This is a genomic window from Silvanigrella paludirubra, assembly GCF_009208775.1.
GTDB lineage: Bacteria > Bdellovibrionota_B > Oligoflexia > Silvanigrellales > Silvanigrellaceae > Silvanigrella > Silvanigrella paludirubra.
Genome location: NZ_WFLM01000001.1, coordinates 508,902 through 528,032, shown reverse-complemented (window position 1 = coordinate 528,032; position 19,131 = coordinate 508,902). Strand labels below are relative to the sequence as shown.

The following is a 19,131-nucleotide window of genomic DNA, read 5'->3' as shown; positions in this document are numbered from 1 at the left end:
TAATATAAAGTACTGTTACTTTTTTCTAATATAAATTCTTTGAAGCCATCTATCAAAACCATCAAAATTTGCTTGTATTTGATCTCGACCATGAAGAAAGCGATGATTATCAATTACAATTGCATGCCCTTCTTCTAAAAGAACTTCTTCTTTTAATTTATAAACATAATCTTTTATAACATCTAAAGCTTCATGACTTTTTTGAGATAGTGATACCATCATTCCATCTATAAAATTAAAAAAGAAGCTAAAATTATTATTTTCTTCTAATTCAATTGCTTTTATTTTTCGATAAATAGTTTCAGATTTAAAAGTTGCTGGTTGTCTTATAAAATAATCTTCATTTTGAATAATATTCCATATATGTTTTGGCACTGCCTCAAAAACTTTTTTCATATCACATAATAGGGTTGGTGATAAATTTTTTGACTTGCGAACGCAAATTAGAGAAATATAGTCTGGCTTAAACTTTGAAAATGCTATTTCAGTATGTAATGATAAATGATGTTTAGAGCCTAGACTGCTAGTATATTCTTGATGATTTATAGATGGAAATACATTATGAATTTTATTTTTGTTTTCATCTTCAAATGAAAATATTCTACCAATAATATAACCTATAAAAACGAGATTTATTTCACTTATATAATGTTTTTTTTGAATAATTTCATCTGGGGCATTTGGTGTATACGGTAATTCAAATTCAATTGGTAAATTTTTAATAACTAAATATCCATTTTTTTGAATTAATAATTTTATTTCATTAATTTCTTCAGAATGTCTTTTTTCAATTAAATTTACTGCAATCTCAAATTTCTCAGGATTAAAAAATATTGTATTATCTGAGAATTCACTCAAATTATTAATTTCTGATTTTAATTTATTTGATATTTCTATATAAAACATCTTTATATATACCTCAAAATTTATCTAATTTTCAAAAAAACTTTCACATATATTTTTATTTGGGCCATCATCGTGATATTGAACAAAATTTAATATTGAATTACTGTCTGTTATAAAGCGCATAAATCTTTCAATGCCTATTCCAAATCCTGCAGTTTGCACTTTACTTGTTTCTTTCCAGTCGGCATATGCTGGATAATATGATTTACCCAATGTAATTGATTGCTTTACAATTTCTTCTTTAGATTGAGGTCTAATACCTCCAGTCGTTAATTCACCAAATCCAAATGGAAGCATTAAATCATAAGTATCGAATGTTCCTTTTTCGTTTTCATGATAAATAGAATCTCTTACTCCAGCAGGGTAATCAAATATCCAAAATGGAGAATTAAAATTATTGGAAAGAATTGTATCTTCATCTTGCGTAAAATCTTGATTACAATTGGTAGATTTTCCAACTAATTTTTGTGCTTCTCTAAATGAAACGATAGGAAACTGTAATGTAGAAAGAGATTCTAAGTTTTTAAACGGTATATTTTTTTTATTTAAAATAGATATGATATCGTTATCACTTAACAGAATTTCTGCAGTTTTATTTAAAATTTTATTTGCTGTCAAAAACACTTCTTCCATACTTTCTGTTCGCCATTCAATTTCAAATTGAAAAAAATTATAAATATGTTTTCCAGATTTTTCTTCGCCATCCATTAAAAGACGCAGACAAGGAGCTACACAAAATGCTTTTTGTAAAAATTGAAGTGACATTTGTTTTTCAACAACATGGCTAACGGGTAAATAATAAGCTTCTTTACCTATTGCTGCTACAGATGAATCATTTTTTAAAATATTTGGTAATTCTTTATTTCCAAGAATTGCAATAGAATGCTTTGCTCCTGGTTCATATTTTTTTGAAATAATACAAGGTAGAATTTCTTTAAATCCCATTGAAATAACAGAGGACCTTAGTGAATTTATTGTTGAATGTGTTACTAAATATGTTTCTTCATATGAAATATTCTTTTTTGCCATAATATCTCGCCTATTCTTTAAATTGTTTATGATCTAAAAATTTGATATTCTTAATTATAAAGAAAGTCAATTTTAAATAAAATATATTTATTTTAATTTTAATAAATTAATTTACTAGTTTTATCTTTAATTTGAAAATATAAAATTAAATAAAAGGTTCTGTTGCAAAGAATCGAAGGTAACAAAGAATCTTGGAATGGATAAAGGTGATGCCACTGATATTTTACCTTGATGTAAGTCTAATCCATTCTCCAACTTCCATAGATGCTTTTCCTAAGCTTATAAAACTTCTTAAGTAATTTTGGACAGTATTCCACAATCTAACGTTGAATAGTCGTATGATCTACAAAAAATCCGCGCTCTGCCAAAAGTTCTTCTACTAGTCTGCAACTTAGGGAGTCAATGCCATTCAGTTAAGCTAAAGAAGAACGAGAATTAATTTTAAAAGCAAAAATAAAAATTAGGTTAATAATATATAATATGAATTCAAAGGAGTCTTATTTAGCAATATCAATTATAAATAAAGATATTTCAATTCTAGAAATGAAGAGAAAAAAACGGTCATTCTAAAAGCCTATGTTTTGAAAATTTTAGGTTATTTGATAAAAAAATCTACACTGAGGAAAAGAAACTTAAAGAAACATTAATTTTAAGAAAAAGTTCTTGGAATTTAAAAGTGAATATATAAAGTGCATTAAATATTATTTCAGATAATTTGATTCAATTAGTATCATTTTCATTGAATGAACTAAATAACTTACTAGAATATATAGGAACAAAAATATCCCGAGTTAATTATCGAGAAAGTAAAAATTCTTTTGGACAAAGAAAAAGAGTAAAATCAACAATTCTTTTATCAGGTTCAGCTTAACCGAGTAGCATTGCTCCCAAGTCACCTTAGTTGACAAAAAAAGTCTCATAATTTAAGCAGAAACTTGAAATTGACCTTCAATTTGTGTACTAAAAGGAGAACTCTTTTTGCAAATCATGCAGTTCTTATTGTTTTCATAAAGAGAATTTCTGAATTCAGTTCATTTCTCTCTTAAAAATAATACTTGTACCAGCGGAAAGCTAATTTTATGCTAAAAATATTTCAGTCAAATTTTGGCAATATTTCTTATTATGACATGAACTCAAATTCAAATAATTGCCTTTTATTAATTCATGGACTTTCTTGTAGCAAAGAGATTTTTCATTATTTAATAAATAATTTATATAGTAACTTTAGAATTCTATCCATTGATCTTCTTGGACATGGAGAAAGTGAAAATTCAAAAAATAAAAAACAATCCTATTCAATCTCTGGATTTGCAGACTCTATTATAGAACTATTAGCTGATTTAAAAATTAAAAATTTAAATATTTACGGCTGGTCTATTGGTGGCAATATTGCATTAGAAATACTTGATAAATATAATTTCATACAAAATGTTATTTTAGATGGATATTCACCTTGCTCTTATATTGAAAAAAACTTTGATAAGGTATTTATTTTTAATGAGGCAACGCCACTTATTGGTAAAAATAATTTAACAAAAAATGAAGCAAAATTTTACGTTTCAAATGGAGGCTTAAAATCAAATTCATATCAAAATGAATTTAAAGTTGATAAAATTGTGGAAAATGTTCTAAGAGCTGATGGAGAAATGAGAGAGTATTGGTATAAATCAGTCATGAATTTAGAAGGAATAAGCCCTAAAGAATGTGTTGAAAAGCATAGAAAAAAAATAAAGATTCTAATAGGTGAAGAGGATCCTGGCATTCAATTAAATTATTTGAAAGAAAACTTTGATGATATATCAATATTTTTTAAAAATGTAGGACATGCTGTTTTTTGGGATAAACCTGAAGAAGTAAAAAAAATTATTTATACCTTCTTTAATGTCATTTTCTATATATAGTTTAAAAAAAGTTTATTTTTTTTCAAATAAATTTTAAATTTTTAACCAAATTATGGCATAATAAGTTTTATAAAAATGTATAAAATAGAATTTTGAAGAAACATTTTCAATTTTCTTCTTTTAAGTATTACTTATTTATTATAAGGAGAGTTTTAAAAATGAATATTTCATTTATAGGTTCAGGTAATGTAGGAGGTACTCTTGCAAAAAAACTTTTCCAAAAAGGTCATAAAGTATTTTTTGGAGTAAGAGATGTAAATTCAGATAAAAATATAAATTTAAAGAAAGAATTAGGAAGCTCTATAGAAATTAACAGTATTATTGATTCTATAATAAAAGCCGATATCATTTATTTAGCAACACCCTGGAGTGCTGTTGAAGAGTTGATAAAATCTATTTCAAGTCATCTTAAAAATAAAATTTTAATTGATTGCACAAATCCATTAAAAAAAGATTTGAGTGGATTAGAAGTAGGACACAATACATCTGGATCTGAAATAATTCAAAATTTAGCACCTGAATGCCTTGTATATAAATCATTTAATACAACTGGATTTAATATAATGGAAGATCCTATTTTGGAAAATAGAAAATCAATTATGTTTTTTTGTAGTAACGATCAAAAAAACAGAAGTGTTGTTGCAAAATTAATAGAAGATATTGGCTTTGAATCTTTAGATGTAGGTCCATTATCTAGTGCTCGATTATTAGAACCTTTTGCCTTATTATGGATACAATCTGCATATAAATTTGGAATGGGCAGAGATTTTTCTTTTGGAATTCTTAGAAGAAAATGAATTTAAAAAAAATAACATAAAGCCCAAACAATCTACAAATAAAAAAATGAAATCTACTCGTAGTTTAAAACTCTTTAAACTTGTTCAAACTTAAAACTTGATCAACTGAAAACCGTGGTTTGCGAGGCCAATTTCCAGGAGCTTCAGGGCCAACTGCAATTAACATTACAGGCACATAGCGATCTGAAATTCCAAGAACCTTTTTAACTCCTTCAGGATCAAAGCCCACCATTGCGCCACTGACAAAACCTTTTGCTTGAGCTGCAATCATAAGATTCATTCCAGCTAAAGAGGCTGAACGAATAGCTTCATCACGAACTAATTGTGGATTATCTTTATACATTCCCGTTGCCATTCCAAGCCAACCATCATGAGCTTTTTGATCTATAGCACCAGATTTAAGCATGGGAGAAATTGCTTCAGAAAGTTTATCTATTCCTTTGAGATCTCCCAACACCGCAAATGTAACAGCAGCATCAGATATTTTTTGTTGACCAAACGCAACAGCTTTTAATTTTTCCTTAACATCCTTTTCAGTTACTGCAACAAATCTCCAGTGTTGAATATTAAAAGAAGAGGGGGCTTCACAGGCATAACTAATAAGTTCTCGGATATCTGATTCGCTTATTTGTTTTGTATTATTAAAATTATTTGCTGATGTGCGTTTTTTTAAAATTTCTAATGTAGATGACATGGCAATCTCCTTTATTTCAAATTACGTAAAATATGATACCACTATTTTTTTTAAATTCTATTTTAGCCAATTAAATTTTAAAATATTTTGTATGCTTGAAATTATAAGCCTATTTTAAAAAATATTTTATTATTTATTAATGATGATTTGTTACTATAAGTTAAAATAACATTCAAATTATTAAGGATCAGCTCTATTTAAAATTTTAATTGCTGTTGAAGAATTTGCAGTAGATTTAGCAACCCCCAAAAAGTCATTGCTTGAGTTATTCCCCCAGCAATAGACATCATCATTAGATAATAAAACACAACTTACGGCATCACCAGAAGCAATATCAACAATGATTGCACCAGAAGGAAGTCCAACAACTTTTTGAGGAACACTATAGTTCGTTAAAGAAACACCAGCACCTAATTGTCCTGTCGAATTATCTCCCCAGCAATAAGCAGATTGATTATTGTTTGTAACAGCACACGTGTGATTATTTCCTGCAATAACCATACTCGCTCCAGTGAGATTTGACACAGTCACAGGGGTAGTGGAAGAGCCTCCTGTTGAACCATTTCCCAATTGTCCATTTGAATTGTTTCCAAAGCATTGGACGTTTTGAGCAGTGGTAATGAAACACATATGTCCTCCCTCTCCACTAGATACAAAAGTCGCATTTGATGAAACTAATGTTGGAGAAGTCGCAGATAAAATACCCCCCCAGCATTTTAATTGATTAGCAGTAGATACGGAGCAACTCGTAAAATCTGCGCATGAAAAAGAAAATGAAGTGCCACCCGTAACTGGAGTAACTCCACCTGATCTCACTGTTGTAGTCCCATCTCCTAATTGCCCGCTTGCATTATCACCCCAACATTTAATGCTACCATCATCAACAAAAAGCCCACATGAATGATTATCTCCAGCATTAAATTTCTTTAATTGCCTGCCAGATAAATTTGTTACGGAAACAGGTGTTAATTGATTTGTAGATGATGTAACGCCATTCCCTAGTTTACCATTTGTTTGATCACCCCAACATTTAAAACCTGTTTTAAAATAACCGCAAGAATGTTGATATTCAGAAGCAATAGCAACGGAAAAATCACCTCCCGTTACCGTAGTTGTTGGTAATGCTGAAGCAAGTGTAGGTGTTACTCTATTCACTAAATCACCTGTACCAAGTTGTCCATTTGCATTGTAGCCCCAGCATTTTACAGTTCCATTTCTCATAACAACACATCCACTCGTATCACCTAAACTAATTAAACCATATTCACCTCCATTTGTTGTATAGGAAGGAACATATCCAATTTTTATAGAATAGTTTACAAGTTCATCAAGAGAGTTAAATGTATTTTCTGATAACGGAATTGTAGGATCGTTTAAATCGTAAAGCTGATTGCAAGAAATGAAAACCACAAAAATATTTGAAAATATTAAAATACTTTTTATATTCACAGAAATTCCTTTATTTTAATATAACTTTATTTCATTTTAATATATTTTTAATAATATTTTAGCCAACTAAAAAACCTTCAATCTGATTTATAAAAATTTTATTTATATTAATATTATTATAGATTAAAAATTTTTAAATATTTTAAATTTGACAATTTAAATGCAATATTTTCCTAAAATTAAATCTTTTATTATGTCTATATTTTTATTATTTTTTATTTAAAATATTTGTATAATTAAAAATTATATTGTAATTATCTAATGGCTCAATTAAAATAAATCCTTTCATGGAATACTTATCAAATGATTTATAAACATACTATTGGTAATAAAATATTTCAATTTAAAGACTTAAAAACTTTACTTGCAAAAGCATCCCCTGAACGCTCTGGTGATAACCTTGCAGGTATTTCAGCAATTAATGCGGAAGAAAGAATGGCGGCTAAATTTGCTTTAGCTGAAATTCCATTAAAATATTTTTTAACTGAAAGTTTAGTTCCTTATGAAGAAGATGAGGTAACAAGACTGATAATAGATACCCATGATAAAAATTCATTTCAATATATTTCTCATTTGACTGTAGGTGACTTTCGAAATTGGTTATTATCTGACGAAGCAACATCAGAAAAATTAAACCATATTTCAAAAGGGATAACCCCTGAAATGGCTGCTGCCACTAGCAAACTTATGAGAAATCAGGATTTGATTACAGTAGCTAAAAAATGCCGCGTCGTTACAAAATTTAGAAATACGATTGGACTTCCAAATAGATTATCTGTTCGCTTGCAACCAAACCATCCTACAGATGATTTAAAAGGCATAACAGCTTCCCTTATTGACGGACTATTTTATGGAAGTGGAGATGCAGTTATTGGTATTAATCCTGTAAGTGATAACTTAACAACTTTAGCTACTATGAATGAATTATTAAACGATATAATTTTAAAATTTCAAATTCCAACTCAATCCTGTATTTTGACTCATGTAACAAATTCAATAAAATTAATAGAAAAAAATATTCCCATTGATCTTGTGTTTCAATCTATTGCTGGAACGCAAAAAGCAAATGAACATTTTGGAATTAATCTTTCTATTTTAAATGAGTCTTATCAAGCTGCTTTATCGCTAAATCGAGGATCGATTGGAAATAATGTAATGTATTTTGAAACAGGACAAGGTAGTGCACTTTCATCGGACGCTCATTTTGATATAGATCAGCAAACATGCGAAGCGAGAGCTTATGCAGTGGCAAGACATTTTTCACCTCTTTTGGTAAATACCGTTGTTGGATTTATAGGTCCTGAATATTTATTTGATGGAAAACAAATAATAAGAGCAGGTTTAGAAGATCATTTTTGTGGAAAATTACTAGGTCTCCCAATAGGTTGTGATATTTGTTACACAAATCATGCAGAAGCAGACCAAGATGATATGGATATTTTACTTACATTATTAGGGAATGCAGGCGTTACTTTTATCATGGGAATTCCGGGTGCTGATGATATTATGTTAAATTATCAGAGTACATCTTTTCATGATGCCCTCTATTTACGTGATCTTTTAAAGTTAAAAAGAGCTCCCGAATTTGAAAATTGGTTATCTAATATTGGTTTACTTGACACAATAGGTAACATTATTTCTCCTTCTTTAAAACATCCATTACTTCAAATATCATAAGGTAAAAATTGTGAATAAAAATAATATTATTAAAAAAGATGTTTGGAGTTCTTTTAAAGAACATACAGATGCAAGAATAGCTCTTGGTAGAACAGGAAATAGCATACCCACTGATGAATTATTAAAATTTGGCATGTCACACGCACTTGCAAAAGATGCAATATATAAAGAATTAGATATAAAAAATATTCAGAAATTATTATTAGAAAATAATTTTAAATCATTTATTGTAAATAGCAAAGCATTAAATAAAAAAGAATATTTAATGAATCCTAATTTAGGTAGACAGCTTTCAGAAAACTCATTGGAATTTTTAAAAGAAAAAAATATAGATAAAGGAAATATTACTATAATATTTGGTGATGGTCTTTCAGCAACAGCTATAAATATAAATGCTTGTCCCTTATTATTTGAATTAAATCATGCATTGAAAAATACAACATTTAAATTAAATCCTATTATTATTGCTCAACAGGCTCGAGTTGCATTAAGTGACGAAATAGGCGAAGCATTACAAAGTCAAGCCTCCATTATTTTTATTGGAGAGCGTCCTGGCCTTTCTTCTCCCGATAGTTTAGGAATTTATTTAACTTGGAATCCAAAAAAGGGAAAAAAAGAATCAGAAAGAAACTGCATTTCAAATGTTAGACTTCAAGGACTTTCATACAAAGAAGCTGCTTTTAAAACAGCATGGCTTTTAATTGAAGCTCAAAAAATAAATAGCAGTGGAGTTCTTTTAAAAGATGAAAGTATATTTATTGAAGATTCTGGGATTGTTACTTTAGAAACTTGATACATTTTTATCAACAAAAGCAGGAAAAAGACAATTAGAAATTTATTTTAATTGCCTTTTTTAAGTAAATTATCTTACTTCATTCCAAGAAGAAATTACTTTTGTAATTAGTCCATACTCTAGGGCTTCTTGAGCTGTCATCCAATAATCACGCTCTATATCTTTACGAACTCGCTCTATCGGTTGTTTTGTTTCTTTTGTATAAAGTTCCGCTATTTTTTCACGAGTTTTTAAAATTTCTTTTGCATGAATTTCAATATCAGATGCTTGGCCTTGGATACTTCCACCTATTAAAGGTTGATGAATTAATAGTCTTGAATTTGGCATAGAATAACGGTGTTTTGATTCTGCGGCAAGTAAAACAACAGTAGCAGCACTAGCGGCAAGCCCTGTTACAATAATTTTTACTTCTGGGCGCACAAAACGAATGGTATCATATATTCCAAAGCCTGAGTTGACTTCACCACCTGGGCTATTTAAGAATAACCAAATTTCCTTAGTTGCATCAGCGGCTTCTAAGGCAAATAATTGTTCAATAACTCTTTTTGCAGATGCTGCATGGATAGCTTCTGAAAGAATGACGATGCGCTGATCAAAAAGTTTTTTTTGAGTCGTGGCTTCAAAAATTGAGGTCAAATCATCATGGTTTGGCATTTGGGCTCCTTCTCATTTCAATTTTAGGAAATGATTTGATTTTAATTATAATTCAAACAAGAAAGTGGGACAAGCTTAGAAATGGCAAAAAAAATGCGCACAGGTAATGATCTGGTCCATATTCCTCGTTTTGAAAAATCGTTATCTGTAGGAAATTTCATTCAAAAAGTATTTCATCCCAATGAGATTGCCTACTGTGAAAGCAAACCCAAGGGCAGAACAGCGTCCTATGCCGCTCGTTTTGCTGCCAAAGAAGCTTTTGCTAAGGCTCTTGGTACTGGACTTTATGCAAATGGTGTAAGCCCAAAAGAAATATGGGTAGAAAATGAAACAAATGGAAGGCCTTTTATAAATATTACAGACAATATAAAAAAAATTTTAGCTTCCTTAGAGATAGAAGATTATGATGTTTCCTTAAGTCATCATGAAGAATATGCTATTGCCACAGTTATTCTTTTTAAAAATTGACTTCTTATAAAAGACAAATAGATTCTTATGTCAAAATTTTTTTTTGACTGTAAATTTTTAATTTAATATGATTTTCAAGAAAGACTTTTTTAAATATTAACATATATAAAATAAGTAATATGAATATTAAATTTCTTGAAGCAAAAATACCTCCTCCAATCATTTTCATTATTTCATTGTTAATAATGTATATATTAAATACATATTACTCAATAAAGAAGATTTTGATTTATCCTTGGAACTTATTAGGAATTATTTTTATTTTAAATGGTATTTTAATTATTTTTACCTCAATATTCCAACTCAAAAAAGCAAAAACTACAATAAGCCCAACAGAACTTGATTTGACAAGCAAGCTAGTCACTTCTGGTATTTTTCAATATACAAGAAATCCAATTTATTTAGGAAGTCTTGTTATTTTATTTGGATTCGCTTTTATTTTAGGAAATTTAAGTCCTTGGATCATGCCATTTATTTTTTATACTTATATAACTATTTTTCAAATAAAACCTGAAGAAAAGTTCTTATATTCAAAATTTGGTGACTTATACTCCGAATACAAAAAAAAAGTTCCAAGATGGGATATTACTATATTTCAAATTATCAAAATTTATAAAATAAAAAAGGATAAATAATGGTAAATTATATTTCTAAAATAATAAAACATAGAAATATAGTTTTAATTATGACAACTATTATTACATTATTTTTTATTTATCAACTAAAATCGCTAAATATTATAATAGATCCAGACTCAGTTCTTCCACAAACACATCCAATGATTGTAACGCAAAATTTAATAGAAAAAATTTTTGGTAACAAGGTTACAGTTGTTATTGGAATAAGACCTCAAAATGGTACTATTTTTCAAAAAAATGTTTTACAAAAAGTACAAAATATCACAAATAAAATTCAAAATTCGCCGCTTTCTGTAAGAACTAACATAACAAGTTTAACTTCTAAAAAAACAAAAAATATTGAAGGTAATTCTGAAGGTATGATCGTTAAACCTCTAATTCATAAAATTCCTACAAAGGATTCAGAATTTATTGAATTAAAAAAAGCAATCGATAATAATCCAGTTTATAAAAATCTTATTATTTCAAATGATGAAAAAACAACATTAATTATTGCTGAGTTTAAATTCCCAAAAAATGGCTTTTTAGAAATTAAAAATTTTGTAGAAGAAACTGTACAACCAGAGCGTGATGAAAATATTCAAATATATCTTTCAGGAATGGCGATGTATTTAGGTTTACTTGAAAAATATTCTTCGCGAATGATTTTTTTATTTCCCCTCTCTCTTTTTATTATTGGTTTGATCCACTATGAAGCTTTTCGAACAAAACAAGCTCTCATTTTACCTCTTGTTACAGCATTATTAGCAGTAGTTTGGTCTGCGGGTTTATTAGGAATGATGCATGAACCTTTTGATGTATTTAATGCCTGTACCCCAATTTTAATACTTGCCATTGCTGCAGGTCATGCTGTACAAATTTTAAAACGATATTATGAGGAATACTCTAAAATAAAAAATGATAAACCAAATAAAGATCCAAGAGAAATAAACAATATTGCTGTATTAAATTCACTATCAAAAGTAGGACCAACCATGTTTGTAGCTTGTTCTGTAGCTGCTCTTGGATTTTTTTCACTTACTATTTTTGAATTGCGATCCATAAGAACATTTGGAATATTTACAGGAGCAGGAATTATTTCAGCACTTATTCTAGAAATGACTTTTATTCCCGCACTTAGATCTTTATTAAAACCTCCAGGAGAGCGAGAACTTAGTAGAGAAGGATCTATTAGTATTTGGGATAATGCTACAGAATGGTTTTATAAAATTTCAATGTTTCATCGTAAATCTGTATTTTATTTTGTTGGAACACTTATTTTAATACTTTCTTTGGGTGGTTATTGGCTTAAAGTAGATAATTCACAAAAGCATGATATAGGTAAAAATGATCAATTTATTTTAGATGACAAAAAAATTAATGAATATATGGCGGGTACAAATCTATTTTATGCTGTTATTGAAGGTCCCACTCAAGATTCTATTAAAAGACCAGATGTGTTAGTAGCTATAGATAATTTACAAAATTATCTAAATAAAAATGAAAATATTGGAAAAACAATTTCTATTGTTGAATTTATTAAAAAAATGAACCAATCTATGAATAATAACAATTTAAAATATTTTAATATTCCAACAAGTCAAGATCTTGTTGCGCAATATTTGTTTCTTTATTCTAATTCAGGTGATCCTGGAGATTTTGATAGCTATGTAGATAATGATTACAAACGTGCACTTGTCACTGCTTTTGTTAAAACAGATTCCTCTCTTGTTCTTGCTGATCTTGTTAAAAATGTTAAAAAATTTGTTGCAGATAAATTTCCTAAGGACATTAAAATTTTATTTGGTGGAGGAAGTTTATCTACTGTAGCTATTAATGAGATTATTGTTCATGATAAAATTCTTAACATACTTCAAATTATCACCACTGTTTTTTTAATTACTTCCTTGGTTTTTCGTTCTTTTTTAGCAGGGTTTTTAATTTTAGTTCCACTTTTAGCAGCTGTTTTTGTTAACTTTGGAATTATGGGCTTATTTGGAATACCACTTGAAATATCTACTTCTTTAATTTCAGCAATGGCTGTTGGTATTGGCGCTGATTATGGTATTTATATGAGTTTTCGAATGCGAGAAGAATTGAGAAATTCAATAGATGAGTCTACAGCTATCAAAAAAGCATTTATGTCTGCTGGAAAAGCAGCACTTTTTGTATCTTCTGCTGTCGCAGGAGGATTTGGTGTTTTAATGTTATCTTATGGCTTTATGATTCATATTTGGATGGGTTTTTTAATTGCTACTGCGATGCTTGTAAGCTCTATCTCAACATTAACTATATTTCCATCACTAATATTTACTTTAAGACCAAAATTTATTTTTGAGGAAAGAAAATAATTTATGATTCAGAAAAATTCAATTTATTTTTTTATTTGTCTACATGGTATTTTTATAAACTCAAAAATAAGTGCACAAAATTTATCTGCAAATGATATTGCCAATCGGAATTATATTACCTCTAAAGTTATTGATTCTTCATCGGATTCAACATTTAAATTAATAAATAATTCAGGACAAGAGCGAATTAGAGATACAATTGGTCAAACTAAATTAATTAAAGGAACAAAAGACAATATGCGTTTAGTTACTTTTCTATCTCCAAGCGATGTGAAAGGAACAAAAACTTTAATGATTGAGCATACAGGAAAAGATGATGATATTTGGATTTACTTACCTGCTCTTAAAAAAGTAAGAAGACTTGTTTCAAATAATAAAAAAGATTCATTTGTGGGCACTGATTTTTCTTATGGTGATGTTATTGGTCATAAACCAGATAATTGGAATCATAAAATTTTAAAAGAAGAAAAGATAGATGATAAAAATTGTTGGGTAATTGAATCTACACCTAAAAATGAGGAAACAAAAGAAAACTCAGGTTATTCTAAGCAGATAAGTTGGATTGATAAAGAAAGTTTCGTTTCTATAAAAGGTGAATCTTATGATACTTCAGGCGAGCTATTAAAAAAATTTAAAGCAAAAGATATAAAAAAAGTAGATGATAAAAATTCAAAATGGCAACCTATGTATTTAGAAGCTGAAAATGTACAATCAAACCACAAAACTATCATTGAATTTAAAAATTATAAAGTAAATGTTGGGGTTTCTGATGACCTATTTACAACACGTTCTCTTGAAAAATAATATAAGAATTTTTCTTTTTTTAATTTCGTTGTTTCCTTTTTGTAATTTAAGTATTTTTGCTCAATCTATAGATAAAAGTTTATTAGATAAAATTGATTTAACTGGTTCTGTTCGTGGATCTTATTGGACTAATGATAAAAATTTTACAGACACAAGAAACTTTGCTGTAGGTTCTGCATGGTTAAATTTGCGTTCTGAAGAAATAATTGGAACAAAATTTTATTTAGAGACTTATTTACAAGATGAAAATATATTAGGAAATAAAATAAATAATATTGTTTTTAGAGAAGCTTATATTGATAATACTTTGGGAGACTTTGATTTTAGAAATGGTCGTCAGATTATTGTTTGGGGGAGAGCCGATAAAATAAATCCAACGGATAATCTTTCTGTTAAAAATTATAAAAAACTTTTTACAAATGATGATGATCAGCGTCTCGGGGTTTTTTCATCAAAAACTGTATTTAATTTGAATGGATTTCGATTTATTGGGATTTGGATTCCTGAATGGGTATCTCCTGTTTATCCTATTAAATCCCAACCTGGTATTTCTTTAAATAGTAAATCTCCATCTAATCCTGAAACCCAATTTGCATTAAAAATTGATAAATCAAGTGAAACTATTGATTATTCTTTTAGTTACTTTAATGGATTTTCAAAAATCCCTAATTTAACTCTTAGCTCAATTGATAGTAATGGATTAAATATTGATTTAACATTTGATCATATTCAATCTTTTGGTGGTGATTTTGCAATTAATTTAGGAGATTTTGGAATTCGCTCTGAGATAGCCTATACAATAACAACAAATAGCCAGGGAATTGATTATTTTAAACAAAATAATTTTTTATATGCTGTTATAGGAATTGATAGAAATATATTAGAAAATTTTAATTTAAATTTACAGGCTTTATATCGCCATATTTATAATTTTCAAGATCAAAATTCATTTACAAATTTATCTTTATTATCAATATTACAACAACAAAGAATACTTACACAACAAGAAGCACAAGATCAATATGGTTTTACATTTCGTCCAAACTATAAATTATGGAATCAATCGTTGGAAATTGAAGCTGCTATTGTTTATTGGTTTAATAAAAAAGATTATTTTATTAAACCTAAAGTAAACTATTCTATAAATGATAATTGGAAAGGGATTATCGGAGCAGAAATTTATGGAGGACCAAGTGACAGCTTTTTTGGAGAATTAAAAAATGCTTCCGCCTTTTTTACTGAAGTGCAGTACCTTTTTTAATTATAAAATAGATTTACTTTACAAATCCGGCACGTTCTAAAAAGCGAGTAGAATGTTTTCCTTGCATAAAGTCAGGATGTTTTAAAACTTCTAAATGAAAAGGAATATTTGTTCGTATTCCATCAATTATAAATTCTTTTAAAGCACATTCCATTTTTTTAATGGCAAGTTCTCTTGTATCAGCTGTAACAATTAATTTAGTTAACATGGAATCATAATAAGGTACCACAGTATATCCATGATAAACAAAACCATCTACACGTACACCTAATCCACCAGGGCTAGAATATGCTGTAATTTTTCCAGGCCATGGAGCAAAACTTTTTGGATCTTCCGCATTAATACGACATTCTATGGCATGGCCTTTAATTTGAATATCTTTTTGTGTAAAAGGAAGTTTTTCACCCATCGCAACAAGTATTTGTGTACGAACAAGATCGACACCCGTAATTTGTTCCGTTACTGGATGTTCAACTTGAATACGAGTATTCATTTCCATAAAATAAACGTTTTTATCGTCATCCATTAAAAATTCAACCGTACCCGCGCCATGATAACCAACTTCTTTGGCTAATGAAACAGCATAAGATCCAATTTTATTTCTTTCTTTTTCATTTAATAAATTACAAGGAGCTTCCTCGATCACCTTTTGATGACGGCGTTGAATACTACAATCACGTTCTCCCAAATGAACAATGTTGCCATGTTTATCTGCCATGATTTGAATTTCGACGTGTCTAGGGTTTTCAAGATATTTTTCTAAATATACTTCTGAATTTCCAAAGGCTGCAGCAGCTTCTTGGCGGCAAGTAAAATAGGCTTTTTCAAGGTCAGAGTCTTTGTGAACGATTTTCATGCCTCGTCCACCGCCCCCACCACTTGCTTTTAAAATAACAGGAAAACCAATTTCTTTTGCTGTTTTTTTGGCGACATCAATGCTTTCAATTGCAGATTTAGAACCTGGTAAAAAAGGAAGTCCTGCTTTACGCGCAACTTCGCGAGCTGCTACTTTTTCGCCAAGTTTTCTCATTTGCTCTGGAGTTGGTCCAATGAACTTAATATTACATTTTTCACAAACTTCAGCAAAATGTGCATTTTCAGATAAAAATCCATAACCAGGATGAATGGCATCGGCGCCACTTACTTCAGCCGCCGCAATAATAGCAGGGATATGAAGGTAACTTTTTTTGCTTTCTGCTGGTCCTATACAAATACTTTCATCAGCAAGTTTTGCGTGCAAACTATGTGCATCAGCTTGGGAGTAGATGGCAACACTTTTGATACCAAGCTCTCGACAAGCGCGGATAATTCGAACCGCAATTTCGCCTCTGTTAGCAATAAGAATTTTTTTCATGTTTATTTACTCACATTATTTTCTGTTTACTTAGCAGGAGCAACGATAAAAAGTGGAGTTCCAAATTCTACTGGTTTTGCGTTATCTACAAGAATCGCAACAATTTCACCGTCAATTTCAGATTCAATTTCATTCATGAGTTTCATTGCTTCTACAATGCAAAGTGATTGACCCTTTTTAATTCTTGAGCCTAACTCAACAAAAGGTGCTTGGTCAGGACCAGCGGAACGATAAAATGTACCTACAAAAGGACTTGTTATTGTTGTCCCTTCAGGTTGTTTTTTTGTTTCTTTTGGTGGTTCTGATTTTGAAGGAGCTGAAGAAGATACTTCATTTTCTTCAATGGACTCCATTGAAATATTTGCTGTATTTGAAGAACTTCTAGCATGAGAAATGTTTGGAGAATACCCAGCCACTTGTGGTTGAAATACTCCTGTATGAGAAACATTTCTTGCTAGTGATATTTTTTCGCCAGAAGATTCTGCCTGCACAACATCAAAACCATGCTTCGCCATTAAGGACATTAATTTTTCAATCTTATTTACATCAATCATTATTGTGGTTCCTCTAAATATATACCTTGTTTCACAATTTAGACAAAGGTACTTGTGTATAGATATACCCAAAAAAAGAACTTTTAAAGCTCTTAACTAAAACATCAACAGATTTCCATAATTCCTTAAGTAAAGTCAATACCTTGAAAAAGAAATCCCTTTTATTTTAAGAAAAAAACAAATTTTAATTCTTCAATGAATAATGAAAAAGCTGGTGGATTTAAATATCTACCAGCTTTAAAAACTCAATTCATTTATAAAAACTTATTTACGATTTACTCTATCTACATAAACAGCTTCTCTTGTATCTATGCGAAGAATATCACCCTCATTAATATGGAATGGCACGCTTACCACAAGCCCTGTTTCCAATTTTGCAGGTTTACTACCTCCCGTTGCGGTATCGCCACGAACTCCAGGAGATGTTTCTACAACTTTTAATTCAACAAATGTTTCTGTTTCAACACCAATAGGCTTGCTATTAAAAAACACGACCTTAATGATTGAATTTTCAATTAAGTAGTTTTTTGTGTCACCAACTTCGAGGTTGGTTAAAGATATTTGTTCATAATTTCCTGTATCCATAAAATGATAACCATCAGCATCATTATATAAAAACTGCATGTTTCTTTCTTCGACATCAGGTTTTTCGAGCTTGTCTCCACTTTTTATGTTGTGTTCGACAACTTGCCCTGTTCTTAAGTTTTTTACTTTTGTGCGCGTAAAAGCTGCGCCTTTTCCTGGACTAACATGTTGAAAATCAACAATAATCCAAGGATCATTATTCATAAGAACTTTTAGCCCACGGCGAAAGTCACGGGTATCGTACATACTACTCATAAAGAAAACTCCTTTTCATGCGAAATTGGAACTAACATCTTAATTATAAAATTGCAATGCAGCTTTTTCAGGATTTTGCTGATTATAAAGGAACGGAAAACAGGATTTTAGAGTTTTAGCCAACCTTTTAAGCCATAGCCTGCTATACCTATATATTCATTTAATAAACCAACAGTTGTTACAGCATTTGCAAAATTAAAAATCCCGCTTCCATTGGACTCAAAGGAGGTTACAGGAATAGGACAAACTTGAAAACCTTGTTTTTCAAAGGTACGTTTTGCTCTAAACATATGGGTACTACTTGTAAGCAGAATAATATTTTTATTATAATTATTTTTTTCAAATATTTCTCTTGAATATGCTGAATTTTGATAGGTATTTTTGCTTTCATTTTCAGTAATAATTTTATAATTTATTGCTGAATTTCCATAAGTATAATGTATAAACTCTTTCATAGCTTGAGCTTCACTTTGAGAAATATACTTATTTGTATAACCACCCGTAATAATTATTGGAGTTTTATTTGATTCCCATTGTTTTTTATAGTTTGACTCTTTTAATAATTCCGTTAATCCTAATAATCTTGTTTGTGAAATAATTGATGGCAAATCTTTTTGATATATACCAGCGCCAAGCACAATGATGGCATTCGCATTTTTTGCACAATTAGGAAGAGGATCAGGAATTAGCTCTATCTTTTGGCTTAAAAAATTTTGATTTTGCAGTTTTTTAGATTCAGGGGAAAGTAAAAAATTTGAAAGATAATCTGGGGTTTTTTTAAAGCATATTATGATAATAAAAAAACTTGCAAAGGTAAGTAAGATTTTCATTAATTTTCGAAAAATACAGAGCCATAATAACAAACAACACAAAAGCAGCATGATGCTAGGTAGTCCCGCATCAAAAGTGAATTCTTTTAAATAGTTTTTGAGATCTAAATTCCAATTCGAAATTTGTGTTGTTTCATTCATTTTCGAATTCC

At 29.4% G+C, this 19,131-nt stretch carries 18 protein-coding genes; 9 read left to right on the top strand and 9 right to left on the bottom strand.

Features of this window, described 5'->3' with window-relative positions:
* Positions 1-15: 15 nt before the first annotated feature.
* Together GCL60_RS02440 and GCL60_RS02435 are read right to left on the bottom strand one after the other, a co-directional pair.
* Positions 16-906 (bottom strand): TauD/TfdA family dioxygenase, encoded by an 891-nt coding sequence (locus GCL60_RS02440; protein WP_153418275.1) that lies wholly within the window; start codon positions 904-906, stop codon positions 16-18.
* 24 nt (positions 907-930) lie between these two features.
* Positions 931-1,935 carry an amino acid--tRNA ligase-related protein gene (locus tag GCL60_RS02435; protein ID WP_153418274.1) on the bottom strand — a complete coding sequence of 335 codons (1,005 nt, stop codon included), beginning with the start codon at positions 1,933-1,935 and terminating at the stop codon, positions 931-933.
* 1,079 nt (positions 1,936-3,014) lie between these two features.
* Here GCL60_RS02435 and GCL60_RS02430 point away from each other — a divergent pair.
* The gene (locus tag GCL60_RS02430) at positions 3,015-3,836 is read left to right on the top strand and encodes an alpha/beta fold hydrolase (protein ID WP_153418273.1); all 822 of its coding nucleotides are present in this window, start codon (positions 3,015-3,017) and stop codon (positions 3,834-3,836) included.
* Between the two features lie 158 nt (positions 3,837-3,994).
* Positions 3,995-4,633 carry an NADPH-dependent F420 reductase gene (locus tag GCL60_RS02425; RefSeq protein ID WP_153418272.1) on the top strand — a complete coding sequence of 213 codons (639 nt, stop codon included), beginning with the start codon at positions 3,995-3,997 and terminating at the stop codon, positions 4,631-4,633.
* 64 nt (positions 4,634-4,697) lie between these two features.
* On the opposite strand, the gene GCL60_RS02420 is transcribed toward GCL60_RS02425, so the two are convergent.
* Together GCL60_RS02420 and GCL60_RS02415 are read right to left on the bottom strand one after the other, a co-directional pair.
* The gene (locus GCL60_RS02420) at positions 4,698-5,327 is read right to left on the bottom strand and encodes a nitroreductase family protein (RefSeq protein WP_153418271.1); all 630 of its coding nucleotides are present in this window, start codon (positions 5,325-5,327) and stop codon (positions 4,698-4,700) included.
* Positions 5,328-5,507: 180 nt separating this feature from the next.
* A complete protein-coding gene (locus tag GCL60_RS02415; RefSeq protein WP_153418270.1) occupies positions 5,508-6,776 on the bottom strand; it encodes an RCC1 domain-containing protein in 1,269 nt (422 codons plus the stop codon).
* 306 nt (positions 6,777-7,082) lie between these two features.
* On the opposite strand from GCL60_RS02415, the gene GCL60_RS02410 reads away from it, so the two are divergent.
* Entirely contained in the window at positions 7,083-8,453 is a 1,371-nt protein-coding gene (locus GCL60_RS02410) for an ethanolamine ammonia-lyase subunit EutB (RefSeq protein WP_153418648.1), read from the top strand.
* A 10-nt stretch (positions 8,454-8,463) separates the two neighbouring features.
* Positions 8,464-9,246: an ethanolamine ammonia-lyase subunit EutC gene (gene eutC, locus GCL60_RS02405; protein ID WP_153418269.1), complete on the top strand. Its 783-nt coding sequence runs from the start codon at positions 8,464-8,466 to the stop codon at positions 9,244-9,246.
* A 69-nt stretch (positions 9,247-9,315) separates the two neighbouring features.
* On the opposite strand, the gene GCL60_RS02400 is transcribed toward eutC, so the two are convergent.
* The gene (locus tag GCL60_RS02400) at positions 9,316-9,900 is read right to left on the bottom strand and encodes an ATP-dependent Clp protease proteolytic subunit (RefSeq protein ID WP_153418268.1); all 585 of its coding nucleotides are present in this window, start codon (positions 9,898-9,900) and stop codon (positions 9,316-9,318) included.
* Between the two features lie 81 nt (positions 9,901-9,981).
* Between GCL60_RS02400 and acpS the strand changes: the two genes are divergently transcribed.
* From acpS to GCL60_RS02375, 5 genes are all read left to right on the top strand, one after another.
* Positions 9,982-10,368, top strand: a complete 387-nt coding sequence (gene acpS / locus GCL60_RS02395; RefSeq protein WP_153418267.1) for a holo-ACP synthase — start codon at positions 9,982-9,984, stop codon at positions 10,366-10,368.
* A 119-nt stretch (positions 10,369-10,487) separates the two neighbouring features.
* On the top strand, positions 10,488-11,003 hold the full coding sequence (locus GCL60_RS02390) for a methyltransferase family protein (RefSeq protein ID WP_153418266.1): 516 nt from the start codon (positions 10,488-10,490) through the stop codon (positions 11,001-11,003).
* Entirely contained in the window at positions 11,003-13,336 is a 2,334-nt protein-coding gene (locus tag GCL60_RS02385; protein ID WP_153418265.1) for an efflux RND transporter permease subunit, read from the top strand. Before GCL60_RS02390 ends, GCL60_RS02385 begins: the two co-directional genes overlap by 1 nt.
* Before the next feature lie 3 nt (positions 13,337-13,339).
* The gene (locus tag GCL60_RS02380; RefSeq protein WP_153418264.1) at positions 13,340-14,140 is read left to right on the top strand and encodes an outer membrane lipoprotein-sorting protein; all 801 of its coding nucleotides are present in this window, start codon (positions 13,340-13,342) and stop codon (positions 14,138-14,140) included.
* Positions 14,106-15,401, top strand: coding sequence for a DUF1302 family protein (locus tag GCL60_RS02375; RefSeq protein WP_153418263.1), 1,296 nt, complete (start codon positions 14,106-14,108; stop codon positions 15,399-15,401). The genes GCL60_RS02380 and GCL60_RS02375 overlap by 35 nt, the downstream gene beginning before the upstream one ends.
* Positions 15,402-15,414: 13 nt before the next feature.
* Here the strand turns inward: GCL60_RS02375 and accC are convergent, their stop codons facing one another.
* From accC to GCL60_RS02355, 4 genes are all read right to left on the bottom strand, one after another.
* On the bottom strand, positions 15,415-16,755 hold the full coding sequence (gene accC, locus GCL60_RS02370; RefSeq protein ID WP_153418262.1) for an acetyl-CoA carboxylase biotin carboxylase subunit: 1,341 nt from the start codon (positions 16,753-16,755) through the stop codon (positions 15,415-15,417).
* Positions 16,756-16,781: 26 nt separating this feature from the next.
* Positions 16,782-17,309 (bottom strand): acetyl-CoA carboxylase biotin carboxyl carrier protein, encoded by a 528-nt coding sequence (gene accB / locus GCL60_RS02365; protein ID WP_153418261.1) that lies wholly within the window; start codon positions 17,307-17,309, stop codon positions 16,782-16,784.
* 264 nt (positions 17,310-17,573) lie between these two features.
* Positions 17,574-18,140, bottom strand: coding sequence for an elongation factor P (gene efp / locus GCL60_RS02360; protein ID WP_397601567.1), 567 nt, complete (start codon positions 18,138-18,140; stop codon positions 17,574-17,576).
* Positions 18,141-18,256: 116 nt separating this feature from the next.
* Positions 18,257-19,120, bottom strand: a complete 864-nt coding sequence (locus tag GCL60_RS02355; protein ID WP_153418259.1) for a YdcF family protein — start codon at positions 19,118-19,120, stop codon at positions 18,257-18,259.
* Positions 19,121-19,131: the final 11 nt, after the last annotated feature.